Origin of the sequence: Cognatilysobacter segetis, from assembly GCF_004359965.1 — a bacterium.
In the GTDB taxonomy this organism is placed as follows: domain Bacteria; phylum Pseudomonadota; class Gammaproteobacteria; order Xanthomonadales; family Xanthomonadaceae; genus Cognatilysobacter; species Cognatilysobacter segetis.
Map to the genome: position 1 here is coordinate 48,051 of NZ_SMRQ01000001.1, position 11,438 is coordinate 59,488.

9 protein-coding genes and 1 riboswitch are annotated in these 11,438 nt (G+C 70.4%); of the genes, 2 read left to right on the forward strand and 7 right to left on the reverse strand.

Translation table 11 applies throughout. The annotated features are described in order from the left end of the window. Positions 1-90: 90 nt before the first annotated feature. Positions 91-2,529 carry a S9 family peptidase gene (locus tag E4F61_RS00260; protein WP_133477384.1) on the forward strand — a complete coding sequence of 813 codons (2,439 nt, stop codon included), beginning with the start codon at positions 91-93 and terminating at the stop codon, positions 2,527-2,529. A 141-nt stretch (positions 2,530-2,670) separates the two neighbouring features. On the opposite strand, the gene metK is transcribed toward E4F61_RS00260, so the two are convergent. From metK to E4F61_RS00290, 6 genes are all read right to left on the reverse strand, one after another. After that, positions 2,671-3,882 carry a methionine adenosyltransferase gene (gene metK, locus E4F61_RS00265; RefSeq protein ID WP_133477331.1) on the reverse strand — a complete coding sequence of 404 codons (1,212 nt, stop codon included), beginning with the start codon at positions 3,880-3,882 and terminating at the stop codon, positions 2,671-2,673. A 106-nt stretch (positions 3,883-3,988) separates the two neighbouring features. Further along, positions 3,989-4,819 (reverse strand): class I SAM-dependent methyltransferase, encoded by an 831-nt coding sequence (locus tag E4F61_RS00270; RefSeq protein ID WP_133477332.1) that lies wholly within the window; start codon positions 4,817-4,819, stop codon positions 3,989-3,991. Between the two features lie 81 nt (positions 4,820-4,900). Beyond that, a complete protein-coding gene (gene dusB, locus E4F61_RS00275; protein WP_133477333.1) occupies positions 4,901-5,896 on the reverse strand; it encodes a tRNA dihydrouridine synthase DusB in 996 nt (331 codons plus the stop codon). A gap of 36 nt (positions 5,897-5,932) precedes the next feature. After that, on the reverse strand, positions 5,933-6,901 hold the full coding sequence (locus E4F61_RS00280; protein WP_133477334.1) for a ribokinase: 969 nt from the start codon (positions 6,899-6,901) through the stop codon (positions 5,933-5,935). A 1-nt stretch (position 6,902) separates the two neighbouring features. Next, positions 6,903-8,183, reverse strand: coding sequence for a nucleoside permease (locus tag E4F61_RS00285; protein WP_133477335.1), 1,281 nt, complete (start codon positions 8,181-8,183; stop codon positions 6,903-6,905). A gap of 86 nt (positions 8,184-8,269) precedes the next feature. Beyond that, the gene (locus tag E4F61_RS00290) at positions 8,270-8,833 is read right to left on the reverse strand and encodes a TMEM165/GDT1 family protein (protein ID WP_133477336.1); all 564 of its coding nucleotides are present in this window, start codon (positions 8,831-8,833) and stop codon (positions 8,270-8,272) included. Positions 8,834-8,910: 77 nt separating this feature from the next. After that, a riboswitch (yybP-ykoY riboswitch) is annotated at positions 8,911-9,004 on the reverse strand. Positions 9,005-9,122: 118 nt separating this feature from the next. On the opposite strand from E4F61_RS00290, the gene E4F61_RS00295 reads away from it, so the two are divergent. Beyond that, positions 9,123-10,097, forward strand: coding sequence for an aldo/keto reductase (locus E4F61_RS00295; protein WP_133477337.1), 975 nt, complete (start codon positions 9,123-9,125; stop codon positions 10,095-10,097). A 30-nt stretch (positions 10,098-10,127) separates the two neighbouring features. Here the strand turns inward: E4F61_RS00295 and E4F61_RS14975 are convergent, their stop codons facing one another. After that, positions 10,128-11,420, reverse strand: coding sequence for a PDZ domain-containing protein (locus E4F61_RS14975; RefSeq protein WP_133477338.1), 1,293 nt, complete (start codon positions 11,418-11,420; stop codon positions 10,128-10,130). Between the last annotated feature and the right edge of the window lie 18 nt (positions 11,421-11,438).

Sequence of the window (11,438 nt, forward strand, 5' to 3'; positions counted from 1 at the left end):
GGCTTCGTTCGACTTCCGGATCCGACCGTGCCGACCGCTGCTCCCGTCCTGCGCCGCCTCGTTCTTCCCACACTGATCTCGCTCGCCTGCATGGGCACGCTGGCGGCGCAGCCCGCGCCGGCAGCGGCCGCGCCAACGGCCGACAGCGGCTACCGCCTGCCCGCGCCGGCGCTGCAGGCGATCGTCGACGCGCCGCGCCCGCCGCAGCTGATCCTCGGCCCGCAGCGCGATCTCGCCGCGATGATGCAGGTGCCGCCGCTGCCCTCGATCCGGTTGGTCGCGCAGCCGGAGCTCAAGCTGGCCGGCATCCGCATCAACGCCCGCAGCTATGCGCCGAGCCGCTTCTCGTTCGGTGGCGACTTCTGGCTGAAGGACGTCGCGACCGGCAAGGACATCCGCATCGACGGTCTGCCGGAGCCGCTGTCGCTCGCGGGCGCCACGTGGTCGCCCGACCAGTCGTACCTCGCGCTCAACCAGCAGGATCCCGTCAGCGGCGCCAACGAGTTGTGGGTCGTCGACGTGCAGTCGCGCAAGGCGCGTCGTGTCGCCAGCGGCCTGAACACGGTGATGGAAGCGCCGCGCTGGATGCCGGATTCGAAGCGGCTGCTCGTGAGCCTGCGGCCCACGGGGCAGGGCGAGGCGCCGGCCGGCGACACCGCGCCGACGGGTCCGAACGTGCAGGAAACCGCGGGCACGGGCACCGTGCGCCAGCTGCGGACGTACCAGGACATGCTGCGCAGCGAGCAGGACGCGCGCGTGCTCGACCACTACCTCACCGTGCAGCCCGCCCTCGTGTCGCTCGATGGCAGCGTCACGCGCATCGGCGAACCCGCGAAGTACGTGGATCTCGCGCCGTCGCCGGACGGCCGCCACCTGCTCGCGCAATCGATCGACCGGCCGTATTCCTACATCGTGCCGCTGTCGTACTTTCCGCGCCGCATCGACGTGATCGGCCTCGACGGCCGCAGCGAACGCACGATCGCCAAGCTGCCGCTGTTCGAAGGCCTGCCCAATGGCAACGATGCCGTGCCGACCGGCGTGCGCGACATCGAGTGGCGCAGCGATGCGCCGGCGACGCTGGTCTGGGCCGAAGCGCAGGACGGCGGCGACCCGGCGAAGGCGGCCGCCGTGCGCGACGTCGTCTACCAGCAGGCGGCGCCTTTCTCGGCGAAGCCTGCGGTCCTCGCGAAGCTGGCGACGCGCTTCGCCGGTGTCACGTGGGGCCGCGGCGATGTCGCGCTGGTCGACGAGTACTGGTGGAAGACGCGTCAGCAGAAGCAGTGGCTCGTCGCGCCCGACGCGCCCGCGACGGCGCCGCGGCTCGTGCATGAAGGCTCCAGCGAGGATCGTTACGCCGATCCCGGCAACGCCGTCACCACGCGCACGGGCAGCTACCTGCCGCGGCTGCAGTTCACCCGCGACGGGTCGGCGTTCTTCCGCATCGGTGCCGGTGCGTCGCCCGAGGGCGATCGCCCGTTCGTCGACCGCGTGAACCTCGTCGACTTTGCCGCCACGCGCCTGTTCCGCTCCGACGCGCCGAACTACACCGCGCCGGTCGCGGTGCTCGACGATGCCGGCGCGCGCTTGCTGGTGACGCAGGAGTCGGCCGCCAATCCGCCGAACTACTTCGTGCGCGACGCCGCCGGCGCGCTGCGCGCGCTCACGGCGTTCAAGCACCCGACGCCGCAACTCAAGGACATCCGCAAGGAGCAGATCCGCTACAAGCGCGCCGACGGCGTCGAGCTCACCGGCACGCTGTACCTGCCGCCGGGTTTCACGCCGGGCAAGGACAAGCCGCTGCCGCTGCTGATGTGGGCGTATCCGGCGGAGTTCAAATCCGCGGCAGCCGCATCGCAGGTGACCGGCTCGCCATACCGCTTCAACGCGGTCAGCTACTGGGGGCCGCTGCCGTTCCTCGCGCGCGGCTTCGCGGTGCTCGACGATCCGTCGATGCCCATCGTCGGCGAAGGCGACCGCGAGCCCAACGACACCTACCTCGAGCAGCTCACGTCGAGCGCGCAGGCGGCGGTGGACGAGGTCGTGCGACGCGGCGTCGCAGATCGCGGCCGCATCGCGGTGGGCGGCCATTCCTACGGCGCGTTCATGACCGCGAACCTGCTCGCGCACACGCGCCTGTTCAAGGCCGGCATCGCGCGCAGCGGCGCGTACAACCGCACGCTCACGCCGTTCGGCTTCCAGGCCGAGGAGCGCAACTACTGGGACGCGCGCGAGACGTACGCGACCATGTCGCCCTTCAATTACGTCAAGGACATCAAGGACGCGCTGCTGATGATCCACGGCGAGGACGACAACAACTCCGGCACGTTCCCGATCCAGAGCGAGCGCATGTTCGCGGCGATCAAGGGCACGGGCGGCACCGCGCGGCTGGTGATGCTGCCGCGCGAGGCGCACGGCTACCGCGCACGCGAGTCGATCATGACGATGCTCGCGGAGTCGGACGACTGGCTGACGCGCTACGTGAAGAACGCGACGCCGACCGCGGCGACGGGGGCGGCCACCGCGAAATGAGCACGGGGAGGCGGCCGGCGCCACCTCCCGCATTCCCGAACTGGACCGGGCGACATTCCATCGCACCGTCGCAACGAAAAAGGGCCGCATCGCGCGGCCCTTTTTCTTTCGCCCCGACGGTGCGGGGTGCGGAGGTCGACCTTACAGGCCGGCTTCCTTGCGCAGCGCGTCGGCGCGGTCGGTCTTCTCCCACGAGAAGGCCGTCGCCGTCTCCGACTTGCCGTCCTGGCCGGTGTAGGTCAGCTCGTACGGCGCGCGGCCGAAGTGGCCGTAGGCGGCGGTCGGCTGGTAGACCGGGTGGATCAGGTCGAGCATCTTGACGATGCCGTACGGGCGCAGGTCGAAGTGCGCGCGGATCAGCTTCTCGATCTGCTCGTCGGAGATCTTGCCGGTGCCGAACGTGGTGACCGAGATCGAGGTCGGCTCGGCGACGCCGATCGCGTACGACACCTGCACCTCGCAGCGCTCGGCGATGCCGGCGGCCACGATGTTCTTGGCGACGTAGCGCGCGGCATAGGCGGCCGAACGGTCGACCTTCGACGGATCCTTGCCCGAGAACGCGCCGCCGCCGTGGCGGGCCATGCCGCCGTACGTGTCGACGATGATCTTGCGGCCGGTCAGGCCGCAGTCGCCCACCGGGCCGCCGATCACGAAGATGCCGGTCGGGTTGATGTGCACCTTGTGCTTCGGCAGCGCCGACAGCCACTCGGCCGGAAGCACCGGCTTGAGGATCTCCTCGTAGACGGCCTCGACGAGGTCGTTCTGCGCGATGTCCGGGTCGTGCTGCGTCGACAGCACGACGGCGTCGAGGCCGACGACCGTGTGGTGGGCGTCGTAGCGCAGCGTGACCTGGCTCTTCGCGTCCGGGCGCAGCCAGTTCAGCGTGCCGTTCTTGCGGACCTTGGCCTGCTGCTCGACGAGACGGTGGCTGTAGTACAGCGGCGCCGGCATGAACTCGGGCGCTTCGTCGCAGGCGTAGCCGAACATCAGGCCCTGGTCGCCCGCGCCCTGTTCCTCGGGGTGCGTGCGGTCCACACCCGCGGCGATGTCCGGCGACTGCTTGCCGAGCATGTTGATGATCGCGCAGGTGTGGCCGTCGAAACCGACGTTCGAGTTGTCGTAGCCGATCGCGTTGATCACGTTGCGTGCGAGGGACTCGATGTCGACCCCGGCCGACGTCGTGACTTCACCGGCGACGATCGCGGCGCCGGTCTTCACCATCGTCTCGCAGGCCACGCGGGCGCGCTTGTCCTGCGCGAGGATCGCGTCGAGGACGGCGTCGGAGATCTGGTCGGCGATCTTGTCCGGATGGCCTTCGGAGACCGATTCCGAGGTGAAGAGGTAGCTGGACATCGGCTATATCCTTGTATTCGGATGAAAGGATGGCCGCGCATGATACAGGCTCGGCCGGGCGCGTGCATTCTGCGCAGGGCCCCGCCGCGGCCGGGTCAACGTCGATTCAGAACACGGTCGCCCGGGCCTGGATGAAGGAATAGAAGAACACCGCGTTCGGGTCGTTCTGCACCTGGTGCATCTCGCGGCGCATGCCCTCGACGACGTCGGGCGTGACGGCGCCCGCCTCGATCAGGTTGTCGGCCGCCGACAGCAGCAGCTCCTCCCAGAAGGCGATCATCACCTTGCGGCGGCCGGGCTCGCGGTTGTCGAAATAGAACGTCTTCACCTCGGTGGCGACGTCGCGGTAGCCGCCGGCCAGCAGCAGGTTGCCGAGCTTGGCGCCCACGAACGGATCTCCGCCGTGCTCGTGCTGGAAGTCGTTGAAGGCCATCCAGTACCGCCACGTGTTAGGCGAATACGGATCGAGCAGGAACGAGGAGTTCATCACCTCGGTGATGTAGACCGTCGAGCCCGGCGTGAGCACGCGCCGGACCTCGTTGAGCACGCGGGCGGGCGAGGGCACGTGCTCCAGGACCCAGCACAGGAACGCGCCGTCGAAGCTGCGCGGCTCGAAGGGCAGGTCGGAGGCATCGGCCTGCTGCAGCGTATAGCGGCCGTCGAGCCAGGGCATGGCACCGAGATGTTCGCGCGCGGCGCCGAGCTGCGCATCGCTCAGGTCGACGCACGTGACCTGCAGCTCGGGGAAACGCCGCAGCAGGATCTCCGTCTGCGCGCCGACGCCGCTGCCGACCTCCAGCAGGCGCCGCACGCCCGTGTAGTCGATGTTGGAGAAGATGGTGGACTCGGCGATGCGCGCCTGCTTGAGCAGGCGGGCCTGCTCGGTGCGCGAGAAGCCGTGCAGGTAGACGTGGTCGGTGTCGGCGGTGTCGGTCATGGCGTACTCCGGGTGCGGCCATCATCGACGCGGCGCGCTAAGCGACGGTGACAACGGCTGGCACCGGTTCCGAGCCGCGCCTCAGGCCGCCTGCGCGACAGGCGCCACGCCGGCGATCAGCGCATCGAAATAGTCGCGCGTGAGGCGCAGCTGCGCCTCGGCGGTTTCCGCGCGGTTGACCACGGCGCGGAACGCCGCATTCTCCGGCCGGTCCTTCGCGTACCAGCCCAGGTGCTTGCGCGCGATGCGCACGCCGGAGGTCTCGCCGTAGAACGCGTGCAGCGCCTCGAGATGCCCCAGCAGCACGTCGCGGATCTCCGGCAGCGACGGCGGCGCAAGTGCCTCGCCGGTCGCCAGGTAATGCGCCACCTCGCGGAAGATCCACGGCCGGCCCTGCGCGGCGCGGCCGATCATCACCGCGTCGCAGCCGGTGCGGGCAAGCACCTCGGCCGCCTTGCGCGGCGAGTCGATGTCGCCGTTCGCGACGACCGGGATCGACAGCGCTGCCTTGACGGCTGCGATCGTGTCGTACTCGGCGACGCCGGTGTACTGCTGGTCGCGCGTGCGGCCGTGGATCGCCAGCGCGGCGACGCCCGCCGACTCGGCGATGCGCGCGATGGCCAGCGCGTTCTTCGCGTCCGCGGCCCAACCGGTGCGGATCTTCAGCGTGACCGGCACGTCGACGGCGTTGACCACCGCATCGAGGATGCGGCCCACCAACGCGTCGTCGCGCATCAGCGCCGAGCCGGCCCAGGCGTTGCACACCTTCTTGGCGGGGCAGCCCATGTTGATGTCGATGATCTGCGCGCCGTGGTCGACGTTGTAGCGCGCGGCCTCCGCCATCACCTCGGGCACCGTGCCGGCGATCTGCACGCTGATCGGCGCGGGCTCGTCGACGTGGTCCATGCGGTGGCGGGACTTCGCGGTGGACCAGAAGCGCGGGTCCGACGTCGTCATTTCCGACACGCACAGCCCGGCGCCCAGCCGCTTGCAGAGCAGCCGGAAGGGCTTGTCGGTGACGCCCGCCATGGGCGCGAGGATCACCCGGGGCGCGATCTCGTGGGGGCCGATGCGCATGCGGCGAGTTTACCGGGGCGCGGCCCCGCCGCCGGATCAGGCGGCGGCGAAGCGGCCGGTGACGTCCGCGTGCGCCGGCATCGACAGTGCGGCGCCCGGCCGCTCGGTCGACAGGCCGGCATAGGCGATCGCATAGCGGACATGCATCGCGAACGGCTGCTGCGGCCGCCCGGCGATCGATGCGGCGAGTGCTCCGTTGAACGCGTCGCCGGCACCGGTCGTGTCGCGCACGTCGACAGCGCGGGCCGGCAGGCGGTAGTGGCCGTCGGCATCGCCGCGGCGGGCGCCGTCGGCATGCGAAACGAAGGCGCCCGCGGCGCCCAGTGTGACCACGACCGTCCCGTCCGGCAGCAGCCGCCGGCAGAGCGCGTGCAGGGCGTCGTCCGCCGTGGCGGCGACGGCCGCGCCGTCGAGGTGCGTGTCGAGGTGCGCGTTCGCCAACGCCGCGAACTCGCTCTCGTTCGGCGTCAGCACGTCGACCTGCGCAAGCAGCGAGGCCGCCACCTCCGCGTTCGCCGGCGCCGGATTGAGGATCGCGAGCGCGCCGGCTTCGCGCGCGATCGCGAAGGCGGTTGCGGCTGCGGCGGACGGCGTCTCGAGTTGTGCCAGCACCACGGCCGGCGATTCGCCGGCCAGCGCGTCGCGCACGTGGGATTCGTCGACGGACTCGTTCGCGCCCGGCGCGACCACGATCGAATTGCGGCCCTGCGCGTCGACGAAGATGCCGGCCGACCCGGTCGGCGCGTCGCTGGCCGCGTCGCGCAGGTCGATGTCGTCGGCGACCGCGAGCGCGCGCGCGTACTGCCCGCCCGCATCGGCGCCGAGCGCGCACACGAAACGCGTCGCCGCGCCGGAGCGCGCCGACGCCATCGCCTGGTTGAAGCCCTTGCCGCCGGGGCCGCTCATGTAGCGGCCCGAGCGCGTCTCGCCCGCGGCGGGCAGGCGGTCGAGCATCCACACGTGGTCGACGTTGAAGCTGCCGACCACCGCGACCGAGCCGCCCATGTCAGGGATTGGCGACGTCGGTGCCGCCGTGCACGGGCACGCGGACGGCGCCGGCATCGTGGCGATGGCGGAACAGCGGCACGAACAGCGCTGCCATCGCGAGCGCGTACAGGGCGAACGCGGACCAGATGCCGTGCCAGTCCTTGGCGCCACCCGGGGCGGTGAAGAACGCGTCGATGACGTAGCCCGACACGAGGCTGCCCAGCACGGCGCCGATGCCGTTGGTCATCACCATGAAGAGGCCCTGCGCGCTGGCGCGGATCGCCGGATCGCTCTGCTGCTCGACGAACAGGCTGCCGGAGATGTTGAAGAAATCGAAGGCCATGCCGTAGACGATGCAGCTCAGCACGATCATCCACAGGCCGGCGCCCGGATCGCCATAGGCGAACAGGCCGAAGCGCAGGAACCACGCGATCATCGAGATCGTCATCACCGTCTTGATGCCGAACCGGCGCAGGAAGAACGGGATGGTCAGGATGAACAGCGTTTCGCTGATCTGCGAGATCGACATGATGATCGCGGGGTACTTCACCGCGAGCCGATCGGCGAACGCCGGGTTGTTGCTGAACTCGCCGAGGAACGTGCCGCCGTAGGCATTGGTGAGCTGCAGCGCGGCGCCCAACAGCATCGCGAAGATGAAGAACACGGCCATGTTGCGGTTGCGGAACAGGCGGAACGACGACAGCCCGAGCACGTCGACCAGCGAGCGGTTGTCGCCGGCGCGCAGCTTGGGCGGGCAGGGCGGCAGCGTGAACGAATAGAGGCCGAGCGCGATGGCGGCGGCGGCCGCGATGTAGAACTGGCCGGGCGAGGTTTCCAGCTTGAGCAGGCTGGTCGTCCAGAGCGCGGCGATGAAACCGACGGTGCCCCAGACGCGGATCGGCGGGTAGTCGCGCACGACGTCCATGCCTTCGCTCTTGAGCGCGTTGTAGGCGACCGCGATGCCGAGCGCGAGCGTCGGCATGTAGCAGCACATCGTCAGCATCATCAGGCCGATCAGCCCGCGCGGGCTGTCGACCAGCGGCACACAGGCGAGCAGGATGCCGCCCGCGATGTGCAGCGCGCCGTAGAGCTTCTCCGCGTTGATCTTGCGGTCGGCCAGTGCGCCCATCAGCGCCGGCATGAACAGCGAGGCGAAGCCCATCGTGGAGAACACGAGGCCGAAGTCGGTGCCCGACCAGTGGCGGTTCTCGAACCAGTAGCGCCCGATGGTGATCAGCCAGGCCCCCCAGATGAAGAACTGGAGGAAGTTCATCAGGGTGAGACGGAATTTCAGGTTCACGGGCGGTCCTGGCTGCGGCGCGGAAGTCGCCGCAGCGTAGAGGCAAAAGCGGCCGTGGTGAAGCCGGACGCTCGCCTGGAACCTGACTAGCCGACTCCGGCGACCAGTGCCCAGATGCCCAGCACCGCGAAGACCGCCGCGGCGGTGAGCCGCGCCGCCCTGAGCGGCAGGCGATCGGCGAAGCGGCTGCCCAGCAGCACCACCGGCACGTTGGCCAGCAGCATGCCCAGCGTCGTGCCGGTGACGACCTGTCCGAAATCGTGGAAGCGCGCCGCGAGCAGGATCGTCGCCACCTGCGTCTTGTCGCCGATCTCGGCGATGAAGAAGGCGATCGTCGTCGCCACCAGCGCGCCGTATTTCGCGGGGCCGCCCTCGCCGTCGTCGAGCGTGTCCGGCTTGAGCGTCCACAGCGCCACGGCGATGAAGCTGCCCGCGACGATCCAGCGCAGCACGTCCGGCGTGAGCAGGGTCGACAGCCAGTCGCCCAGCGCGGCGGCGAGCGCGTGGTTCAGCACGGTGGCGATGACGATGCCCGCCACGATCGGCCACGGCCGGCGGTAGCGCGCGGCGAGCATGAGGGCGAGCAGCTGGGTCTTGTCGCCGATTTCGGCGAGGGCGACCGTGCCGGTCGATACGAGCAATGCGTTCAAGGAGCCTCCGGAGCCGGGCGAGACGCACGAAGGCGAGGCACGGCCCGGCGGTCGCGCATCGCCTTCGGTCTTGCCCCGGATCGCATCGCGATCCTCCGCGCACCACGGCCGGCTGGCCGAGTGTGTTGACGCGCGGGCCGTCGTGGCTACGGCGGACTACTCCCCGAGAGGAGGGCGCATTGTAGCGGCCGCGTGGACCGTTGCGATGAACGGCGCGCGGTGCAATCGATTACCGGACCGGCGTCACGCCTGGCGCGGGTACGATGCGGCGCAACCACGGGAGACGCCCATGCACTACCGCCGCCTCGGATCCTCCGGCCTGCAGTTGTCCGCGCTGTCGTTCGGTGCCTGGCTCACCTTCGGCAACCAGGTGCCGCGGAGCGAATGCCGCAACCTGGTCGCCGCGGCCTGGGACCACGGCATCAACTTCTTCGACAACGCCGAGGGCTATGCGAACGGCGAGGCCGAAACGGTGATGGGCGACGTCATCGCCGACCTGCGGCTGCCGCGCGATGGCTACTGCGTCTCGAGCAAGGTGTTCTTCGGCTCGGCCCACGAGCCGCGACCCACGCAACGCGGGCTTTCCAGGAAGCATGTGCACGATGCCTGCCACGCGGCGCTCCGGCGCCTTCGCGTGGATGCGCTCGATCTCTATTTCTGTCATCGCCCCGATCCCGACGCGCCGGTCGAGGAAACCGTGTGGGCGATGGACGGCCTGATCCGCCAGGGTAAGGTGTTGTACTGGGGCACCTCGGAGTGGCCGGCGCACCTGATCCGCGAGGCGCATCGCATCGCGAAGGCGCACCACCTGCACGCGCCGACGATGGAGCAGCCGCAGTACAACCTGCTGCACCGCGAACGCGTGGAACTCGAATACGCGCCGCTCTACGCCGAGCTCGGCCTCGGCACCACGACGTTCTCGCCGCTGGCATCGGGCCTGCTGACGGGTAAATACGCCGACCCGGCGGGCGATGCACCGGCCCGGCTGGAGCGCGAGGGCATGGGCTGGCTCAAGCGCATCGTCGTCGGTGACGAGAACGAGCGGCGCCCCGAACGCGCGCGTCGCTTCGCCGAGGCGGCGAGGGCGCTCGGCCATCCGCCCGCGACGCTCGCCATCGCGTGGTGCCTGCGCAATCCGCACGTTTCCACGGTGATCCTCGGCGCGAGCCGCGTCGAGCAGCTGCTGGCGAACCTGCAGGCATTGACCCTGGTGGACGCGCTCGACGAAGAGGAGTGGCAGCGCATCGAGGCGGCCGCCGCGTAAGCGCCGGCGCGCCGGCGCTCCGCGATTCGATCAGTCGATCGGACGTGGCGGCGGAGGCGGCAGCGGCGCGATCGCCGCGACGCCTGCGATCGGCGGCGCGGGCGGCGCTACCGGACCGCTCACGTCCGCCGGTGGCCGCGGTGCCGGCAGCGGAGGCATCGGCGCATCGGCGGGCGGCGCCGGCGCCGGCGGCGGCAGCGGGATGCGCATTGCCTTCGGCACCTTGATGCGCGCGGAACGGGGCTCGCGGTCGCGCAGGTATTCGATCGTTACCTCCGTGCCTGCGGGCTTCGCGCGCAGCACGTCCATCACCTCGCGCGGCATCGCCACTTCGCGGCCGTCGACCTTGCGGATGACATCGCCGGACTGAAGGCCGGCAAGATCCGGTGCGGCGCTGACGACCAGCACGCCGTCGCTGGTGCCGAAGTAGCGGCCGAGCTGCGCGTCGACCGACGCAAGGTTCAGCCCGTTCCAGCGGAAGGCCTCGGCGAGCTCCACCGCGTCGCATTCCGGCTTGTCCTTGCAGTCGGGATCGCGCGTGAGGCGGATCACCTCCTGCCGCACCTCGGGCGCAACGCCCGGTAGACCCATGACCCGCACGCGCCGCGTTTCGCCGTCGGGCGCGGCCGCACGCGGGCGCATGATGAGGCGCCGGACGACCTGCCCGTCGCGCTCGCGCTGCTCGATGCGCAGCGGCATGCCGGGCGGGGGGGCGATGTCGACGCGGTCGGATTCGATCTTTAGCGCGCCGTCCGCGCCGTGCAGCACGCGCACGGCGCCATGCGGCATAAGGCGGCTGCCGTCGGGCGCGAACATCGTCAGGGAAGCGGTCCGGAGCGGCGACACCGATACCGTCGATTCGCGTCCGTCGCGCTCGTAACCCACCTGCACCGGCTGGCCTTCCTTGAGGTTCGCGAGCCGGGCGCGCAGGTCCGCGAGGCGCGCCTCGCCATTCGTGCCCGCCACCGCCTTGCTGTCGACGCTCGTGATGCGGTCGCCCGCGCGCAGCCCGGCCTTGGCTGCGCCGCTGTCGGGCGTTACCCCGGAAATGCGCACGCCGCGGCTGTCGTCGGCGTCAAGCAGCACGCCCAGCGCCGGCTTCTGCAGCATGCGCTGTTCGAACACGTAGGCGCCTTCGCCGGGGCGACCCAGCTCGCGCGAGAGCTCGGCGACGCGGCGGGCGGCGGCCTGCAGGGCCGCGCGCGCGGCCTCCAGCTCTTTTTCCTTCGCGGCATTGCCGCTGGGCTGTGCCGACGCGGTGAGGGCGATCGCGCCGCCGAGGGCGGTCGCCAGCAGCGCTGTCCTGACGATTCGGATGTGCATGAGAACCTCGGTTGGATG

What these genes read in the sequence shown, in the direction of transcription:
- E4F61_RS00280 (WP_133477334.1), bottom strand. Translation starts at nt 6,901, where the DNA reads ATGGGCGGCTCGGTCGCGGTGGTCGGCAGCTTCAACGTCGACCACGTG.
- E4F61_RS00295 (WP_133477337.1), top strand. Translation starts at nt 9,123, where the DNA reads ATGCACTACCGCCGCCTCGGATCCTCCGGCCTGCAGTTGTCCGCGCTG.
- dusB (WP_133477333.1), bottom strand. Translation starts at nt 5,896, where the DNA reads ATGCGCATCGGCCCCCACGAGATCGCGCCCCGGGTGATCCTCGCGCCC.
- metK (WP_133477331.1), bottom strand. Translation starts at nt 3,882, where the DNA reads ATGTCCAGCTACCTCTTCACCTCGGAATCGGTCTCCGAAGGCCATCCG.
- E4F61_RS00260 (WP_133477384.1), top strand. Translation starts at nt 91, where the DNA reads ATGGGCACGCTGGCGGCGCAGCCCGCGCCGGCAGCGGCCGCGCCAACG.
- E4F61_RS14975 (WP_133477338.1), bottom strand. Translation starts at nt 11,420, where the DNA reads ATGCACATCCGAATCGTCAGGACAGCGCTGCTGGCGACCGCCCTCGGC.
- E4F61_RS00270 (WP_133477332.1), bottom strand. Translation starts at nt 4,819, where the DNA reads ATGACCGACACCGCCGACACCGACCACGTCTACCTGCACGGCTTCTCG.